Raw genomic sequence first — 17,218 nt, 5'->3', positions numbered from 1 at the left:
ACATGCTGATCAGCTCACGGTGACGGCGGGCTGCCCGGAGGCCACCCCTGCGTCCTCCATGGATTCGGCGATCTTCATCGCCTCTTCGATGAGGGTCTCGACGATCTTCGACTCGGGCACGGTCTTGATGACCTCGCCCTTCACAAAGATCTGACCCTTCCCATTGCCCGACGCCACACCGAGGTCCGCTTCCCTCGCCTCGCCGGGGCCGTTGACGACACACCCCATGACGGCGACGCGCAGCGGCACCTCCATCCCCTCGAGACCCGCCGTGACCTGGTCGGCGAGCTTGTACACATCCACCTGCGCCCGACCGCAGGACGGGCAGGACACGATCTCCAGCCGCCGCTGCCGCAGATTCAGGGACTCCAGGATCTGGATGCCGACCTTGACCTCTTCGGCGGGCGGGGCGGAGAGCGAGACCCGGATGGTGTCGCCGATGCCCTCGCTGAGCAGCGCGCCGAAGGCGACGGCCGACTTGATCGTCCCCTGGAACGCCGGTCCCGCCTCCGTGACGCCCAGATGCAGCGGATAGTCGCAGGCGGCCGCCAGCTGCCGGTAGGCGCCCACCATCACCACCGGGTCGTTGTGCTTGACCGAGATCTTGATGTCGCGGAAGCCGTGCTCCTCGAAGAGGGACGCCTCCCACAGCGCGGACTCGACAAGCGCCTCAGGGGTCGCCTTGCCGTACTTGGCGAGGAGCCGGGCATCGAGCGATCCGGCGTTCACCCCGATCCGGATCGGGGTACCGGCCTCGTTGGCCGCGCGCGCGATCTCCTTGACCTTGTCGTCGAACTGCTTGATGTTGCCCGGGTTGACCCGGACGGCCGCGCAGCCGGCGTCGATCGCAGCGAAGACGTACTTCGGCTGGAAGTGAATGTCGGCGATGACGGGGATCTGGGACTTGCGCGCGATGGTGGCCAGCGCGTCCGCGTCGTCCTGGGTGGGGCAGGCGACTCGTACGATCTGGCAGCCGGACGCAGTCAGTTCGGCGATCTGCTGCAGCGTCGCGCCGATGTCGGAGGTGCGCGTGGTCGTCATCGACTGCACCGATACGGGGGCGTCCCCGCCGACGGCCACGGTGCCGACCTGGATGCGCCGCGAGGTGCGGCGCATCGCGATCGGCCTGGCCGGCAGCTCGGGCAGCCCCAGTACGACTGGCTTCCCTGCGGACATCACGTCACCCGCGGTTTCCCGAGACGGTGTCGCGCGCCGCCCGGAGGGACTCCTTGAGAGAGCCCATGGTGGCGAGGACGGCGGTGGGCTCGTAGCCGCAGTGCGCCATGCAGTTGGCGCAGCGCGGGTCCTTGCCGCGGCCGTACTTGCTCCAGTCGGTCTCCTCGATGAGCTCCCGGTAGGTGGGGACGTATCCGTCGGCCATCAGATAGCAGGGGCGCTGCCAGCCGAAGAGCGAGTAGTTGGGGATCGCCCACGCCGTGCACGGGAAGTCCGCCTTGCCCTCGAGGAAGTCGAGGAAGAGCGGCGAGTGATTGAGCCGCCAGCGTCGCCGGTTGCCGCCCGCGAAGGACTTCTTGAACAGCTCACGGGTCTGCTCGACGCCCAGGAAGTGCTCCTGGTCGGGCGCCTTCTCGTAGGCGTACGCGGGCGAGATCATCATCTCGTCCACCTTCAGGTCGTCATTGAGGAAGTTGAGCACCTCGATGACGGTCTGCGGGGTGTCGGTGTTGAAGAAGGTGGAGTTGGTGGTGACCCGGAAGCCGCGCTTCTTGGCCTCCTTGATCGCCTCCACCGCCTCGTCGAACACACCTTCCTTGGCGACCGACTCGTCGTGCCGCTCGCGCAGCCCGTCGATGTGCACGGCAAAGGCGAAGTAGGGAGAAGGGGTGAACTCCTCGATCTTCTTGCGCAGCAGCATGGCGTTGGTGCAGAGGAACACGTACTTCCTCTTGGCCACCAATTGCCGCACGATTTCGTCGATCTGAGGGTGCATCAGCGGCTCGCCGCCTGCGATCGAGACCATCGGGGCCCCGGACTCGAGCACCGCCCCGACTGCCTGCGCGACCGGCATGCGCTGCTTCAGGATCCCGGCCGGGTGCTGGATCTTCCCGCAGCCCTCGCACTTCAGATTGCAGGCGAAGAGAGGCTCCAGCTCGACGATGAGCGGAAACTTCTCACGCTTGCGGAGCTTCTGTTCAATGAGATAAGTCCCGACCCTGATGGTCTGACGGAGCGGCATGGCCATCTAGCTCACCTCCTGGGGAGCAGCAAAGAACGGTGCCATTCGTAGAAAGCGGGAAGGATGGCGCGAAGAACACGGAAAGCTGATATTCCACCGCGCACCGTGCCAATACGGACCAGTTCATGCTCCGGAGCATCCACGACCACCCGGACGGCCGCAACCGGGCGGGGCCCGGTGCTCAGAGCGCTGCGCAGCGTGGCCGCGGACTCCATGTCCACCGCGATCGCCCCGGTGGCACGCAGCTCGGCGCGCTCCTGCCCGCGTACGACATGGTCGGACCCGGTCAGCGGGCCGGTGTGCACGGTGCGTCCGGGTACGGCCCGGGTCACCGCCTTGACCAGCAGTTCTGTGTTTGTGCAGGCCGTGACGCCGGTGGTGTCGCGAGTCTCGTCGGCGACGACGAGGTCCCCGGGATGCATGCCCGGGGCGAGGCCCGCGCAGAAACCGGAGGCGACAACCACCGCACCGCCGAGCGGACCGTCGCGCAAGGCACCGAGAACGGCACGTTCCGCGTTGTCCGGCCCCATACCCGTACGGAGCAGGGTGACCGGGCCCCGCGCGCCGCTGCGGTCGCCGCTGCGCAGGGCGAGCTTCTCGATGCCGAGCGCACAGGCGATCAGCAGGGGCGCGGCGGAGCCGGACTGCTCCGAGGACGTTTCCATCAGCCCCCCTTGCGGCTGTCCGTGCGGTCGGCGAAGGGCTCCCCGTGCACATAGCGGCCGAGCGCCGTGAGCGGGAAGACCTGCCGGTAGAGGTGGTAGTTGATGGAGAAGTCCCAGGGGAAGCCGGTGCCGGTGAAGTGCGGCTCGTCCCAGGAGCCGTCCGACTGCTGGTTCTCGACGAGCCAGACCACTCCCCGCTCCGCCGACTCGCTCTCCCGCTCCCCCGCCGCGAGCAGGGCGAGCAGCGCCCAGGCCGTCTGGGACGCGGTGGAGGCACCGTGGCCGATCCACTTCTCCTCGCGATACGAGCGCAGGTCCTCGCCCCAGCCTCCGTCGTCGTTCTGAACGGATCTGAGCCAGCGGACGGCACGGCGGACGGCGGGATGCGCCGCGGACATTCCGGCCGCGATCAGCGCCGGCACCACCGACCCTGTCCCGTATACGTAGTTGACGCCCCAGCGCCCGAACCAGGCGCCGTTCGTCTCCTGTTCGGCGAGCAGCCACTCGATGCCGCGCCGGGTACGGGGGTGGTGAGCCTTGCCCTCATGGGCCAGCATCTCGACGACATGCGCGGTGACGTCGGCCGACGGCGGGTCGATGACCTCGCCGAAGTCGCAGAACGGCAGCCGGTTGGGGAACGTGCTGGTGTTGTCTGCGTCGAATGCGGCCCAGGCGCCGTTCCTGGACTGCATGCCCATGGTCCAACGCGCGCCCCGCCCGATCGCCGCATCGACCTGCGTCGGGTCGGCGTGCTTGACCCTCCTCAGGGCGAGGATGACCTCGGCCGTGTCGTCGATGTCCGGGTAGTTGTCATTGTGGAACTCGAACGCCCAGCCGCCCGGAGCCAGTCCGGGCCTGCGTACGGACCAGTCGCCGGGCCGTACGATCTCCTCACCCAGCATCCAGTCGGCGGCCTTCACGAGCGCGGGGTGGTCCGCTGCCAGCCCGGCGTCGGCGAGCGCGATGGTGGCGAGGCAGGTGTCCCAGACCGGTGACTGACAGGCCTCGATCATGCGGGCGCCGTCCTCGCGCCACACGGCGAAGCGGTCCAGCGACTCCAGGCCCGCCCGCATGACGGGATGCTGGAGGTCGTAGCCGAGGAGGTGCAGGGCGATCACGGAGTACACGGCGGGCGGCTGGATTCCGCCCCAGCAGCCGTCGTTCTCCTGGCGCTCGATGATCCAGCGAGCGGCGGCGTTCATCGCGACACGCCGCAGCCGGCGCGGTGCGAGCTTGTGGTACGCGTGCAGCGCCTTGTCGGCGCGCTGAAAGAACCCGTCCCAACTCGCGGCGGGCGCAAGTGGTTTGGGCGGATTCGGCACCCGGGCGTCGATGTGCAGCTCGTCGAGCGCGAACGGCGCGGGCCGCACCGGCCGCTTCGCGGAGACCACGGTGAGCGGAACGATGGTCTGCCGCGCCCAGCAGCCGAAGTCGTAGATGTTCAGCGGGAACCACTTGGGCAGGAAGATCAGCTCGGGCGGCAGCTCGGGAAGGTCGTCCCACTTCCACCAACCGAAGAGCGCCAGCCAGATCCGGGTGAAGACCCGGCTCGCGGCGATGCCGCCCTGCTCGCGGATCCAGCCGGAGGCGCGCGCCATGTGCGGGTCGTCGGGCCGGTCGCCGGCCAGCCGCAGGGCGACGTACGCCTCGATGGTGGTGGAGAGTTCACCGGGACCGCCGTAGAAGGTGGCCCAGGTGCCGTCCTCGCGCTGCTCGCCGCGGATGAAACGGGCGGACGCCTCGGTGACCACAGCGTCCTGGATGCCGAGGAACTGGCGGAGCAGTAAATCCTCCGCGTCCATCGTCACATTGGTTTCGAGGTCGCCCTTCCACCAGCCCTGGGCGTCCTGCCGACCCAGCAGATGCTCTACGGAGCGTTCCGCGGCCCGCCCTGCGGCGTCGAGAACGGCGCTCGCGGCGGATGTCGTTTCGGTTGTTTCACTGGCCGCGGTTGCGCCGGCCCACGCGGGCCCGCTGCTTCCGTCGGTCGTCGCTGTCATGGCTTCCCCTTCGATGCAGTGGCTCTCTGCTGTGCTGGGGTCTCCGTCGGCCGGCGCACGGTTGTCCGTGCACCGGCCGGCGACTGCGATTTATATGCGGCAGGCGATATCGATCATCTCTTTCGTACGACGACGAAGTCGGCGAGCGCGACGAGCTGCGCCCGCACCTGTTCCGGCATGTCGACACCGCTGAGGGCCTCGATCGCGACGGCGTGCTGCCTGCGGGCCTCCTGAGAGGTCCACTCGCGGCCGCCCGCCTCCTCGATCAGGGCCGCCCTGATCGCGAACTCTTCCTCGGAGAAGCTGTCGAAGTCATTGCTCTTGGCGTCGGCCGCGAGCAGCTCTCCGAGGCGCTGTGAGGCCGGTCCGCCCGCGGCGAGTGCGGCGACGACCGGCAGGGACTTCTTGCGCTGGCGCAGATCGCTCCAGGTCTGCTTGCCGGTGGAGACAGGGTCGCCCCAGATGCCGAGCAGATCGTCGACGGCCTGGAAGGCGAGGCCGAGGTGGTAGCCGTACGCCTCCAGCGTGTCGGCCGTCCTGTCGTCCGCCCCGCCGAGCACCGCGCCGATGGAGACGGCGCAGGCCAGCAGCGCGCCCGTCTTGTTGCCCTCCATCTCCAGGCACTCCTCGACGGTGACCCGCTCGCGGTGCTCGTAAGAGATGTCCTGGGCCTGGCCGTCGATCAGCTTGCGCGTGGCGGTGGTCAGCCGGCGCGTGGCACGCCCCGCCTCGACCGTGCCGAGCTCGAGCAGGACCTCGTTGGCGAGCGCGAAGAGCGCGTCGCCGACGAGGATCGCCTGGGCCGGGCCGTGGACCTTCCAGACGGTGTCCCGGTGGCGGCGCTGCTCGTCTCCGTCCATCAGGTCGTCGTGCAGCAGTGAGAAGTTGTGCACCAGCTCCACGGCGACCGCGCCGGGCACGCCGACCTCGGGCGCTGCTCCGGCCGCCTCGGCGGAGAGCAGTGCGAGCGCCGGCCGTACAGCCTTGCCGCCGTCCCCGGCGGAGGGCCGTCCCTCCGCGTCGATCCATCCGAAGTGATAGGCCGCGACAGTGTCCATGGGCGGCGCGAGCCGGTCCACGGCGGCGCGCAGCACCGGGGTGGACATGGTCCGCCCGCGTTCAAGCAACGCAAGGGTGTCCAGGCTCTCTCCTCCGGCTGCGGTGTCACCAGCCGGATTCGCCGAGGGCACAGTCGGCACGGTCTCTCCTCTTGTTCCAGTACTCAGACTCACGCCGCCTCCTTGAGCGGATGTTCATGGGGGCGGCCGAGCGCGGAGAGTGCGGCACCCGCGGCGCTGAAGCCACTGCGTACCGCGCTCTCCATGGTCGCGGGCCAGCCGGTGGCGGTCCACGCGCCCGCAAGGTACAGGCCGGGGGCGCGGGTCTGCGCGCCGGGTCGCAGCCTGCCGACTCCCGGGGCCGGGGCGAAGGTCGCCGTCCGCTCCCGGGTCACGAAGAAGTCGCGTACCTGGGCGCCGCGCGCGGCGGGCAGCAGCCGTTCCAGCTCGGGTAGATACCGCTCGCGCAGTACGGCGACGAGCGCGTCGATCTCGCCCTCGGCGGCGGACTGGGACAGCGCCAGATACTGGCCGTCCTGCAGCCCCGAGGCCTCGGTGCGGTCGAAGACCCACTGGACCGGGGTGCCGAGCGCGGCGAAGAAGGGGCGGCGCAGCACCTTGCGGTCGTACAGGACATGGATGTTGAGGATCGGCGCGGTGCCGATGTCGAGCAGCCGGTCGGGGTCCTGGAGCGCCCCTTCGGGCAGCAGGGCGTGGGTCTCTCGCTGCGGTACGGCGAGCACGACGGTGTCCGCTTCCAGCTGCTCGCCGTCCACCTCGACGTGCCAGCGGCCGTACTCCGCCCGGGAGATGTCCTTGACGCGGGTCGACAGTTCGGTGCGTACGCCTGCGGAGTCGAGGGCCTTGCGAGCCAGCGTGTCGTGGAGTTCGCCGAGCGGCACGCGCGCCCAGCCGATGTCGGCGGCGCCGGGCTCGGAGAGCAGCCCGGTCTTGAAGACCATCGCGGCAAGGCCCATCGAGGCGTTCGGCGCGGTGGCGTTCAGGGTCGCCACGCCGACGAGGTCCCAGAGGGCGTCGATGGTGCGCTGGGACTGGCCGTGGCGGCCCAGCCAGGTGGCGAAGTCGATACCGTCCAGCGCCGGGTCGGCCGGGTCGAGCCTTCCGAGGGCGAGCGCGGCGCGCCCGACACTCGCCCGCTCGGCGAGCGAGAGGTGCGGGTAGGTGGCGAGGCTGCCGGCCAGGTGCAGCGGCACGGGCAGCGCGGTGCGGCGCAGCCGTCCGAGCCGCGGGCCCCGCGCGCGCGCCACGTCCAGTACCGGTACGTCCAACCGGTCCTGGAGCGGGGCGAGATGAGCACCGCCGACCCGCTCGAGGAACCAGCGGTATGCGGTGCAGCAGCGCAGATACACATGCTGGCCGTTGTCGACGGTGAGGTCGCCGCGGCGGAAGGAGAAGGCGAGACCGCCCAGACGAGGGCGGCCTTCGACCAGAGTGACGCGGACTCCCGCGCCGGCGAGTTGCAGTGCCGCGGTGACTCCGGCGAGTCCCCCGCCGACCACCACCGCGTGCCGGGACCGCATGTCGTCGTCCGTCATGCGACCTCCCCTCGGGCCGTTGCAGTCAGGGACGCCGCGCCGTGGCGGACGGTTGCTCGCCGCTTGTGCGCGTGCGCCGGCATCAGGAACGCCCCCTGAGCGTCTGCCGGGTGATGTGCCGGGCGTCGAGTCCGGACAGGCCACGCACGGCGACGTACGCCTTCTCGCGTCCGGGCAGGGACACGCGGCCGCGCAGCACCGCCTCGGGGTCGCGCTCGATGCGGTCGAGCAGTCGGCGGTAGATGCCGGCCATCGCGGCGACACAGGCGCCGCTGCGCCGGTCCAGCATCGGCAGCAGCCGGTAGCCCTCGGCGAAGAGCGTGCGGGCGCGCCGGACTTCGAAGTGCACCAGGCCGGCGAAGTCGGACCCGGGCGGCGGGGTGGTGGTGCGGAAGCCCGCGGAGCAGCCGAACTTGGCGAGGTCGTCGGCGGGCAGATAGGTGCGTCCGCTGCCCGCGTCCTCGCGAATGTCCCTGAGGATGTTGGTGAGTTGGAGGGCGAGGCCGAGCGTGTCGGCGTACTCGGCGGCGCGCTCGGCGCCACGCGCACCGGGCTGGGTGCCGAACACGCCGAGCGAGAGCCGCCCGATCGCGCCCGCGACACACCGGCAGTAGACCTTCAGGTCGTCCCAGGTTTCGTACGTCTCGCCGCGCACGTCCATCAGCACGCCGTTGATGAGTTCGTCGAGCCCGCCGAGCGGGAGGGGGAAGCGGCGCGCCGCGTCCGCGAGCGCCACGGCGACCGGGTCGATGTCGTCCTCGTCGACCGCGTCCTGCCGGATCCGGTCCAGCAGGTCCCGCGTGTCCTCGAGCCGGTCCTCCTTGGCCTTCCGCTCGAGGCTGCCGTCGCCGATGTCATCGACACGTCGCGAGAACGCGTACAGCGCCGACATCGCCTGGCGCTTCTCGGTCGGCAGCAGCCTGATGCCGTAGGCGAAGTTGCGCGCCTGCTGTCCGGTGACGGCCTCGCAGTAGCTGAACGCGGCCTGCACCGGTGCGGACACCTCCGTCGGTCCCTCCATCGTCCGGCTCACCCCTCTCTACGCGCTCTTCGCAAGACAGCTCCCACTTCACGCAGCAGATTCGCCTTGGTGGGCCTGGGCGGTCCTGGCAGGACATCGTGTCCGGCGTCGGCGATCGCGGTGAGGGCGGCGAGCCCCCCGGCCACGAATCCGGCGAGCAGCAGCCGCAGCCTGCCGTGGACGCTACCCACCAGTGGGGTGCCTTCATTCAGCAGCTGCCGGGCGCGTTCAGCTTCGTATGCGACCAGGACGCGCACCGACGCGCTCCCGGTTCCCGCGGCGAGGTCGGCCTCCGTGACGCGGAACCGCTCCATGTCCTCGGCCGGCAGATAGACCCGGTCGCGCCCCAGGTCCTCGGGCACGTCCTGGAGGTGTTCGATGATCTGGAGCGCGGTGCACACGGCGTCGGAGCGGCGTACGCGCTCGGGGCTGGCGGTGCCGGTGATCTGCAGCACCAGGCGGCCGACGGGGTTGGCGGACAGCTCGCAGTAGGCGAGGAGATCGTCGTACGTCTTGTAGCGCCGCACCAGCTGGTCCTGGCGGTTTGCCTCGATCAGGCCGAGGAAGGGCTCGGCGGTGAGCGAGCGGCGGCGCACCGTCGGTTGGAGGGCGCGCAGCAGGGGATGCCGTGGCGTGGCGTCGAAGACGCGCCACAGATCGGCCTCGAAGGCGTCGAGCACGGCGAGCCGGTCCTCGGCCAGCGCCGGGTCCACGCCGAGGTGACGGGCGTCCGCGCCGCCGGGTGCGAGGTCGCCGTCACCGATGTCGTCGACGAGACGGGCGTAGCCGTAGACGGCCATCAGGTCGTCGCGCCAGGCGCGCGGCAGGAAGAAGGGGGCCACGGGGAAGTTCTCGTCCGCGGCCTTGTCGAGTGTGGCGCGCACGGATGCCTCGGGGTGCGCCACCCGGGTGGCAGTCATGGCGCGCTGCCCGGTGCGGGGACGGCGAAAGCCTCGCGGAGCTGGAGATTTTCCGTCATTGCCGTCACATCTCCCGTTCTACACTGCCGACCCAATACATCCTATTTCGGACACGCCGCCCATCCTCCCCGCTGGGAGACCGCCCGGCGGACAGGATTCCTAGGGAGTATCGCCCTACTTGCCGCAATTCAGCACCGGTACAGCTTACGTTGTACAACGCCCAGTGATACGTCGGGGTGTTGCGCGGGTTACAAGAACACTCCAATCCCGGTCAACCTTCCCTGGCGACACAGGACTTGGCCTTCACTTGACGATCCCGGCCCGGAGCGGTGGCGGCTCCTGCCCGGCCGTCCCCTCGAAGGACGCGGAAGGCTCCCGCCTGGATGTCACGACGGGAGCCTTCGACCGGGACTTCGATCGGGACCGGACTACTTGCCGGTCTCCTTCTCGTACGCCCTGATGACCTCGTCGGTCGGGCCGTCCATCAGGAGTTCGCCCCTCTCCAGCCACAGGACGCGGTCGCAGGTGTCCCTGATCGACTTGGCACCGTGAGAGACCAGGAAGACCGTGCCGGCTTCCTTTCGGAGCTCCCGGATTCGTTCCTCGGAACGGATCTGGAACTTGCGGTCACCGGTCGCCAGAGCCTCGTCGATCATCAGGACGTCGTGGTTCTTGGCCGCGGCGATGGAGAAGCGGAGCCTCGCTCCCATACCGGAGGAGTAGGTGCGCATCGGAAGGGTGATGAAGTCGCCCTTCTCGTTGATTCCGGAGAAGTCCACGATCCCCTCGTAGCGATCGCGGATCTCCTCACGCGTCATGCCCATGGCCAGTCCGCCGAGAATGACGTTGCGCTCGCCGGTCAGATCGCCCATGAGCGCGGCATTGACGCCGAGCAGGGAGGGCTGACCGTCGGTGTAGACCTTGCCGCTCTCCGTCGGCAGCAGGCCCGCAATGGCGCGCAGCAGGGTCGACTTGCCGGAGCCGTTGGTGCCGATCAGACCGATCGCCTCGCCGCGGTACGCGGTGAAGGAGACACCGCGTACGGCGTGCACCTTGCGGATACCGCGGGACTCTCGCTTGTCGCGGCGGAGTATGCGGCTCAGCGCCGCGGTCGCACTGCCCTTGCCGCCGCTGCCGCCGCTGACCCGGTACACGATGTGCACATCGTCGGCGATGACGGTCGGGATGCGTCCCTGGTTGTTGTCAGCCACGGCCGTACCGCTCCTCAGCCTTCCAGAAGTACACAAAGCCTGCGACGCCCAGCAGCACGGCCCAAAGGACTCCGGCCACCCAGACATGCGGCGGCAGGTTGGACGCGCCGTACCCGTCGATCAGCGCGAACCGGATCAGGTCCATGTAGATCGCCGCCGGGTTGTACATCAGCACATGGGTGATCCACTCCGGCTTGCCCTTGAGCATCACCGAGATGGAGAACATGACGCCCGAGGCATACATCCAGGTGCGCATGATGAACGGCATCAGCTGGGCCAGGTCCGGTGTGTTGCTGCCCAGCCTCGCCATGATCAGGGCCAGCCCGATGTTGAACACGAACTGCATGGCCAGCGCGGGGACGATCAGCAGCCAGCCGAGCGACGGATAGCTGCCGAACGAGGCCGCGATGACGAACAGCACGATCATCGAGAACATCAGCTGCTGCAGCTGCTGCAGCGCGAACGAGATCGGCAGTGCAGCGCGCGGGAAGTGCAGCGCCCGCACCAGCCCCAGATTGCCCGAGATCGCCCGGACACCGGCCATCACCGAGGTCTGGGTGAACGTGAAAACGAACACACCCGTCACGAGGAAGGGGATGAAGACCGCCTTGTCCATCCCCCGTCCCGAATCGAGGATCAGGCCGAAGATCATGTAGTAGACGGCCGCGTTCAGCAGCGGGGTCGCCACCTGCCAGAGCTGGCCCAGCTTGGCCTGGCTGTACTGCGCGGTCAGCTTCGCCGAGGAGAACGCCAGGATGAAGTGGCGCCGGCCCCAGAGCTGCCTGATGTACTCGACGAGCCCCGGCCGGGCGCCGCTCACCGACAGGCCGTACTTGGCTGCGAGCTGAGCCGAGGTCAGGCCTTCGTCGGGAGATGGCGGGGCGGTCATCGCGATCGCACCGTCATGGGTTGTGTCACTCACAAGTTGAAACTTTCGTGTTCAAGATGCGCGGCAGGTCGGGCGCTGCTTCGGACGTCGCCGGTCCTGGGAGTACGCCCGATGATCCCAGAAACGAGCTTGTCAGACGATGGGCGGTCGGCCCAGTCGCGTGAGCCGCCATACCGTACGCCACTTCATGGGCCGACGGGGACCGCAGGGCGTCTGCCAGCCCTCTTTGAAGCCGCCGAACCAGGCCTTCAGCGCGGACGCCGAAGGGCGCCTGGCCAGTGTGAGCAGCACCCAGACACCAAGGTAGACGGGGACCAGGGGCGCGGGCAGATTGCGGCGGGCGAGCCAGACCCGGTTGCGGGCCACCATGCGGTAGTAGACCGCGTGCCGGGACGGCGGCATCGTCGGGTGGAACAGCAGCATGTCCGAGCGGTAGTCGATCGCCCAGCCCGCGTCCAGCGCCCGCCAGGCGAGGTCCGTCTCCTCATGGGCGTAGAAGAACTCGTCGGGCAGCCCGCCGACCTCGGCGAGTACCTTCGTACGGACAGCATTGGCGCCGCCCAGGAAGGTCGTCACCCGCGAGGAGCGCATCGGGTCGGAGGCGCGCAGCCGCGGGACGTGGCGGCGCTGGGTGAGCCCGGTCTCCGGGTCGGCGATCCGGAAGCTGATGATGCCCAGCTTCGGATCGGCGTCGAAGGCCTGGCGCACCAGCTCCCCGGTGTCGTTGTTGGGCAGCAGTCCGTCGTCGTCCAGGAAGAGCAGTACGTCGACGCCGGAGCCGGACGGGCCGAAGGCCTCGATGCCGACGTTGCGTCCGCCGGGGATGCCCAGGTTGTCGGGCAGGTCCACGGTGCGTACACCCTCGGGCACGTCCGTCACCGGGGCGCCGTTGCCGACGACGACCACTTCGATCGGGTCGCCGTCCTGCTTGGCCACCGAGTCGAGGAGGGCGCGCAGATCGTCGGGGCGGTTGCCCATCGTGATGATGACCGCGCCGAGCTTCATGGGCGTACTCACTTGAGCCTGCTCGAGGCCAGGATGGACACCAGGTGCAGCAGCGTCTGGAGCAGCGCGATTCCGGCCAGCACGGCGACGCCGAGGCGCGAGAAGAACAGGTCGCCCCGGACCGCGTCCAGGACGGCGAGCAGCAGGATGAGCAGGGACGCCTCAATGCCGAGGACGAGCCGGTGGAACTTCAGCGCGCCGGCGGCCCGGCGGGCCAGTGCCATGCCGGACGAGCGGGGCTCGGACGCCGCCTCCTTGACCGGCGGCAGCCCGCCCTGGTGGCGGGCGACGCCGACCAGGTCGGTCTCGGCCTTGATCAGGATCGCGCCGAGCGCGGCGAGGGTGCCGAGGAAGGCCCACAGCCAGTCGATCCGCCCGGGGCCCCACAGGTCGGCGGCGCGCAGGCCGAAGCCGACCAGGACCGCCGCGTCGCACAGGTAGGCACCGACGCGGTCCAGGTACACGCCGGAGAGCGAGAACTGCTTCTTCCAGCGGGCGACCTCGCCGTCGACGCAGTCGAGCAGCAGGTAGAGCTGGACAGCCACGACGCCGAGGACGGCGCCCCAGACGCCCGGCACGAGCAGGGCGGGGGCCGCGAGGACGCCGCAGAGGGTCATCAGGTAGGTCAGCTGGTTCGGAGTGACCTTGGTGGTGACCAGGCGGCGGGTGATGCGCAGGGAGATCTCGCGCATGTACAGGCGGCCGCCCCAGTGCTCGCCGCTTCGCCGGTCCTTCACTCCCTCCGGGTGAACGACCGGACGGAGTTCAGCTACTGATGGTCTTGGCATAGTCGGCGTACGCGTCCCTGATCTGATCGGTGGTGAGGTCAAGGTGCTCGAGGATGGTGAAGCGGCCCGGACGGGTCTGCGGTGCGTATTCCACGGCCTTGACGAACTCGTCCGTGGAGAACCCGATTTCCTCGGGCAGCACCGGCAGGCCGTGTCTGCGCAGCACCTCGGCGAAGAGCCCCGCGTCGTCGTGGGCACCGCGCAGATGCATCGCGAAGGCGGCGCCGAGGCCCACCTGCTCGCCGTGGAGCGCTGCGCGCTTGGGGTACAGCAGGTCGAAGGCGTGGTTGATCTCGTGGCAGGCGCCGGAGGCGGGCCGGCTGTCGCCGGCTACCGACATCGAGATACCCGTCAGGACCAGCCCTTCGGCGAGGACGGTGAGGAAGGCGTCGTCGCCGATACCGCCGGGATGCCGGAGCACTGCCTCGCCGGCCTGACGGGCCATTGCGGCGGCCAGTCCGTCGATGGATTCGCCGGTCAGCCGGTGGGAGAGCTCCCAGTCGGCGACACACGAGATGTTCGAGATCGCGTCACCGATGCCGGAACGTACGTAGCGCACCGGGGCGTCGCGGACCACATCCAGGTCGATGACGACGGCGATCGGTGTGGGGACTCCGTAGGAGCCCCGGCCATTGTCGTTGTCGAGAGTGGCGACCGGGGAGCAGAGCCCGTCGTGCGCGAGGTTCGTGGCGACTGCGACCATCGGCAGCCCGACGCGGGCCGCGGCGTACTTCGCCACGTCGATGATCTTGCCGCCGCCGAGACCGACGACCGCGTCGTACCGCTTGCCCTTGATGTCGTCGGCCAGTTTCACGGCAGAGTCGATCGTGCCGTCGGCGACCGCGTACCAGTCGGCGTCGGGCAGCAGCGGCGCGAGCTTCTCGCGCAGCGCCTGGCCGGAGCCATTGCTTATCGCGAAGGCGAGCCTGCCCGACGCCGAGATCCGCTGGTCGGCGAGGAGGCCGACCAGGTCGTCGAGGGCTCCCGTGCGGATGTCGACGACGACCGGGGACGGGATCAGTCGGGTCAGTACAGGCACGCGATTTCACGGCCCTTCGCGAGGTCGTCGTGGTTGTCGATCTCGACCCACTTGACGTCGCCGATGGGGGCCACGTCCACGGTGAAGCCGCGGTTCACGAGCTCCTGGTAGCCGTCCTCGTAGTAGAGGTCGGGGTCGCGCTCGAAGGTGGTCTTCAGCGCGTCCGCGAGCTCGTCGGCAGCCTCGGGCTCGATGAGGGTGACGCCGATGTACTCGCCGGTGGCGGTGGCCGGGTCCATCAGCTTGGTGATGCGCTGAACGCCCCTGTCACCATCCGTGATGACCTTCATCTCCTCGTCGGCGAGGTGCTTCACCGTGTCGAGGGCAAGGATGATCTTCCGGCCGTTGCCGCGGGCGGCGAGCAGGGTCTGCTCGACGGAGACCGGGTGGACGGTGTCGCCGTTGGCGAGGATGACGCCCTGCTTGAGGACGTCACGGGCGCACCACAGGGAGTAGGCGTTGTTCCACTCCTCGGCCTTGTCGTTGTCGACGAGGGTCAGCTTGAGGCCGTACTTCGCCTCGAGGGCGGCCTTGCGCTCGTACACGGCCTCCTTGCGGTAGCCGACGACTACGGCGGCCTCGGTGAGCCCGATCTCCGCGAAGTTCCCCAGGGTGAGGTCGAGGACGGTGGTGTCGCCGTCGACGGGCACGAGGGCCTTCGGGAGCGTGTCGGTGTAGGGGCGCAGACGCCGTCCGGCACCGGCTGCCAGTACAAGGCCGATCATGCGGGTTCTCCTTCGTCATGTACGGCGGGTGCTCCGGAGGACACCCAGAAGCGGATGCTCTCGACGAGCACCACGAGTGCCACGGCCACAGCAAGGACCGTCAGCGCGGTGGTGAAGTCCGAGTTGTTGAGCAGGGCGGCCAGCAGCGCGACTGCCAGGATCCGTCCTTCGTGCCCGCCGATCGCCCGCACCAGCCAGTGCGGGGGCGCGCCCGTACCGCCGCGGATGCGGTAGACCGTGTCGTAGTGATGGTAGGCGACTGCCGCTACCAGCCCGAAAGCCGCGGGCAACGCCCCGTTCACGTCGGCGCGGGCCGCGAGCACCAGGACAGTGCCGTACTCGGCGGCCCTGAACACCGGTGGGACGAGCCAGTCGAGTGCGCCCTTCAGGGGGCGGGCGACGGCGAGGCCCGAGGTGATGACATACACCACAGCGGCGAGGGCGGGCCAGACGGTGCCGTAGTCGGTGAAGGCGGCGGTCGCCACGAGAGCGGCGCCGCCGGCCACGGCGGTCGCGAGCGGCAGGTACCCGGGGAGGCTCTGCGCACGCGTCCTGAAGGAGCGCGCGACGGCTTCGGCGAGTGGGCCCGAGTCGGCGAGGTCCGCGAGCGCCCGGGCGGCGCGGTCGGTGCGCTGTGCCTTGCGGGTCAGCGAGCGCAGGACGCGGCCGGCGGTGGTGTAGCAGGCAGCCAGCCCGCAGCCGATCAGCAGCGCGTAGAAGACGACGCGAGGGCTGGTCACGGCAGTGAGCACGGCGATCATCGCCCAGCGCTCACCGATCGGCAGCACGATCATGCGGCGTATCCAGACTGTCCAGCCGACGCTGTCGAGCCTGTCGGAGAGGGCAGCCGTGGGACTGGTGTTGGCCGTCGCGTCGTGGTTCGCCTCGTTGAAGGAGAAGTCGACGACATGCCGGCAGGTCTGCAGCACCATCGCGCCGAGCGCGAGCGCCCAGACGTCATCACCGCTGCGGGCGGCGCCGAGGGCGAGGCCCGCGTAGTAGGCGTACTCCTTGGCACGGTCGAAGGTCGCGTCCAGCCAGGCGCCCATCGTCGAGTACTGCAGCGAGTAGCGGGCGAGCTGCCCGTCGGCGCAGTCCAGGACGAAGGAGAAGAGCAGCAGCAGGCCTGCCGCGATGTATCCGGCGCGGGTGCCGGTGGCCGCTCCGGCCGCCGCGATCAGCGCGGTGAGCAGCGAGGCGGTGGTGACCTGGTTGGGGGTGAATCCGCGGCGGGCGCACCAGCGGGCGAGGTAGCGCGAGTACGGGCTGATGCAGAAGGTGGTGAAGAACCCGTCGCGGGCCTTCACGGCCGAGCGCAGGCGTACAGCTTCGTCATCGACCGCGGCGATTGCCTGCCGGGCCTCATTGCGAGCCTGCGGGTCACCGGGAACCGTCGCGACGAGCGACCCCAGCTCGGGCCGGTGCACGGCGGTGCCGTCGGCGTCGAGCGCGTCGGCGAGCGCGTCGGGCAGCACCGCGGTCTGGAGGGCCGACCGGGTGTCACTGGTGTCGGCCACGCCGCCGTCCCGTGCGCCGGTCGCCGCCTCTGCGGCGGCTCCGGACGGTGCGGGCCCCCCTGCGGCGGCTCCGGACGGTGCGGGCCCGTCCGCGCGGGACGGCGTTCCGGTGCCCGCGGCGACCGACAGTGCGCGGCTCAGGGCAGTCCGCGCCTCGGGCTGCGCCGTGAGCGCGCCCGGGACCGCGGCGGCCGGGAAGCGGGGATCGGTCAGTGCCAGCCGCAGCGCGTGGACGTGCCCGACGAAATGGGGGTCGACGACGGCGATGCGGTCGGCGACCGGTACGGCGTCGATCAGCGCGGCGGTGTCCTCGGCGCCGGAGGCGACCCGTACGTCAAAGCCCAGCGACCGCAGATCGCCCTCGAGTGACGATCCGGGTACCGGCGGACCGGTGAGGATGGCGGTCGACAGACGAACTCACTCCTTGGAACTGACGGTGCGGGTGCGGCGGCCCGGCCCGGCCCGGCTACGCGGGCGGCGGCACGTCGGCAGAGGCTATCGGATGAACGGAAGCGGGAGTCCACTGGCCGTTTACGTCCCGCTCGGCACGGACCGGGCCCCGAAGGGCCCGCCGCGATCATCATCGTCGATCCATGCCTCGCCCGACAAACCGCGGACCGGCAGGGC

At 69.7% G+C, this 17,218-nt stretch carries 16 protein-coding genes; all 16 read right to left on the bottom strand.

The window, feature by feature from the left end; genetic code table 11:
* Positions 1-9: 9 nt before the first annotated feature.
* The 16 genes from ispG to AB0D12_RS17670 all read right to left on the bottom strand — a co-directional run bounded on the left by ispG (position 10) and on the right by AB0D12_RS17670 (position 17,002).
* Positions 10-1,176, bottom strand: a complete 1,167-nt coding sequence (gene ispG / locus AB0D12_RS17745; RefSeq protein ID WP_362683038.1) for a flavodoxin-dependent (E)-4-hydroxy-3-methylbut-2-enyl-diphosphate synthase — start codon at positions 1,174-1,176, stop codon at positions 10-12.
* Between the two features lie 4 nt (positions 1,177-1,180).
* Positions 1,181-2,203 carry an adenosyl-hopene transferase HpnH gene (gene hpnH / locus AB0D12_RS17740; RefSeq protein ID WP_362683035.1) on the bottom strand — a complete coding sequence of 341 codons (1,023 nt, stop codon included), beginning with the start codon at positions 2,201-2,203 and terminating at the stop codon, positions 1,181-1,183.
* Positions 2,204-2,208: 5 nt separating this feature from the next.
* On the bottom strand, positions 2,209-2,862 hold the full coding sequence (locus AB0D12_RS17735; protein ID WP_362683032.1) for a 1-hydroxy-2-methyl-2-butenyl 4-diphosphate reductase: 654 nt from the start codon (positions 2,860-2,862) through the stop codon (positions 2,209-2,211).
* The gene (shc, locus tag AB0D12_RS17730) at positions 2,862-4,862 is read right to left on the bottom strand and encodes a squalene--hopene cyclase (RefSeq protein WP_362683029.1); all 2,001 of its coding nucleotides are present in this window, start codon (positions 4,860-4,862) and stop codon (positions 2,862-2,864) included. The genes AB0D12_RS17735 and shc overlap by 1 nt, the downstream gene beginning before the upstream one ends.
* A gap of 113 nt (positions 4,863-4,975) precedes the next feature.
* Positions 4,976-6,052 carry a polyprenyl synthetase family protein gene (locus AB0D12_RS17725; protein ID WP_362683430.1) on the bottom strand — a complete coding sequence of 359 codons (1,077 nt, stop codon included), beginning with the start codon at positions 6,050-6,052 and terminating at the stop codon, positions 4,976-4,978.
* Positions 6,053-6,090: 38 nt separating this feature from the next.
* Positions 6,091-7,476: a hydroxysqualene dehydroxylase HpnE gene (hpnE, locus tag AB0D12_RS17720; RefSeq protein ID WP_362683026.1), complete on the bottom strand. Its 1,386-nt coding sequence runs from the start codon at positions 7,474-7,476 to the stop codon at positions 6,091-6,093.
* A complete protein-coding gene (locus AB0D12_RS17715) occupies positions 7,473-7,559 on the bottom strand; it encodes a DUF6380 family protein (protein WP_362683427.1) in 87 nt (28 codons plus the stop codon). The genes hpnE and AB0D12_RS17715 overlap by 4 nt, the downstream gene beginning before the upstream one ends.
* On the bottom strand, positions 7,559-8,497 hold the full coding sequence (hpnD, locus tag AB0D12_RS17710) for a presqualene diphosphate synthase HpnD (RefSeq protein WP_362683023.1): 939 nt from the start codon (positions 8,495-8,497) through the stop codon (positions 7,559-7,561). The genes AB0D12_RS17715 and hpnD overlap by 1 nt, the downstream gene beginning before the upstream one ends.
* A gap of 8 nt (positions 8,498-8,505) precedes the next feature.
* Positions 8,506-9,417, bottom strand: a complete 912-nt coding sequence (gene hpnC / locus AB0D12_RS17705) for a squalene synthase HpnC (protein ID WP_362683020.1) — start codon at positions 9,415-9,417, stop codon at positions 8,506-8,508.
* A gap of 428 nt (positions 9,418-9,845) precedes the next feature.
* Positions 9,846-10,628 (bottom strand): ABC transporter ATP-binding protein, encoded by a 783-nt coding sequence (locus AB0D12_RS17700; protein ID WP_327327287.1) that lies wholly within the window; start codon positions 10,626-10,628, stop codon positions 9,846-9,848.
* A complete protein-coding gene (locus tag AB0D12_RS17695) occupies positions 10,621-11,550 on the bottom strand; it encodes an ABC transporter permease (RefSeq protein ID WP_362683017.1) in 930 nt (309 codons plus the stop codon). Before AB0D12_RS17695 ends, AB0D12_RS17700 begins: the two co-directional genes overlap by 8 nt.
* 99 nt (positions 11,551-11,649) lie before the next feature.
* Positions 11,650-12,534, bottom strand: a complete 885-nt coding sequence (locus tag AB0D12_RS17690) for a glycosyltransferase (RefSeq protein WP_362683014.1) — start codon at positions 12,532-12,534, stop codon at positions 11,650-11,652.
* Positions 12,531-13,310 (bottom strand): CDP-alcohol phosphatidyltransferase family protein, encoded by a 780-nt coding sequence (locus tag AB0D12_RS17685; RefSeq protein ID WP_362683011.1) that lies wholly within the window; start codon positions 13,308-13,310, stop codon positions 12,531-12,533. The genes AB0D12_RS17690 and AB0D12_RS17685 overlap by 4 nt, the downstream gene beginning before the upstream one ends.
* Positions 13,288-14,349 (bottom strand): iron-containing alcohol dehydrogenase family protein, encoded by a 1,062-nt coding sequence (locus tag AB0D12_RS17680; protein WP_362683008.1) that lies wholly within the window; start codon positions 14,347-14,349, stop codon positions 13,288-13,290. Before AB0D12_RS17680 ends, AB0D12_RS17685 begins: the two co-directional genes overlap by 23 nt.
* Positions 14,337-15,074: a phosphocholine cytidylyltransferase family protein gene (locus tag AB0D12_RS17675; protein WP_362683005.1), complete on the bottom strand. Its 738-nt coding sequence runs from the start codon at positions 15,072-15,074 to the stop codon at positions 14,337-14,339. Before AB0D12_RS17675 ends, AB0D12_RS17680 begins: the two co-directional genes overlap by 13 nt.
* A complete protein-coding gene (locus tag AB0D12_RS17670; RefSeq protein WP_362683424.1) occupies positions 15,071-17,002 on the bottom strand; it encodes a DUF5941 domain-containing protein in 1,932 nt (643 codons plus the stop codon). Before AB0D12_RS17670 ends, AB0D12_RS17675 begins: the two co-directional genes overlap by 4 nt.
* Between the last annotated feature and the right edge of the window lie 216 nt (positions 17,003-17,218).

This window comes from Streptomyces sp. NPDC048479 (assembly GCF_040651435.1).
Lineage (GTDB): Bacteria > Actinomycetota > Actinomycetes > Streptomycetales > Streptomycetaceae > Streptomyces.
Note: the sequence above shows the minus strand (reverse complement) of the source record. Positions and strands in the feature narration are given on the sequence as shown.

Coding starts and splice junctions, on each gene's coding strand:
- hpnH (WP_362683035.1), bottom strand. CDS start 2,203: ATGGCCATGCCGCTCCGTCAGACCATCAGGGTCGGGACTTATCTCATT.
- AB0D12_RS17735 (WP_362683032.1), bottom strand. CDS start 2,862: ATGGAAACGTCCTCGGAGCAGTCCGGCTCCGCCGCGCCCCTGCTGATC.
- AB0D12_RS17715 (WP_362683427.1), bottom strand. CDS start 7,559: ATGCCGGCGCACGCGCACAAGCGGCGAGCAACCGTCCGCCACGGCGCG.
- hpnE (WP_362683026.1), bottom strand. CDS start 7,476: ATGACGGACGACGACATGCGGTCCCGGCACGCGGTGGTGGTCGGCGGG.
- hpnD (WP_362683023.1), bottom strand. CDS start 8,497: ATGGAGGGACCGACGGAGGTGTCCGCACCGGTGCAGGCCGCGTTCAGC.
- hpnC (WP_362683020.1), bottom strand. CDS start 9,417: ATGACTGCCACCCGGGTGGCGCACCCCGAGGCATCCGTGCGCGCCACA.
- AB0D12_RS17685 (WP_362683011.1), bottom strand. CDS start 13,310: ATGCCAAGACCATCAGTAGCTGAACTCCGTCCGGTCGTTCACCCGGAG.
- AB0D12_RS17675 (WP_362683005.1), bottom strand. CDS start 15,074: ATGATCGGCCTTGTACTGGCAGCCGGTGCCGGACGGCGTCTGCGCCCC.
- ispG (WP_362683038.1), bottom strand. CDS start 1,176: ATGTCCGCAGGGAAGCCAGTCGTACTGGGGCTGCCCGAGCTGCCGGCC.
- shc (WP_362683029.1), bottom strand. CDS start 4,862: ATGACAGCGACGACCGACGGAAGCAGCGGGCCCGCGTGGGCCGGCGCA.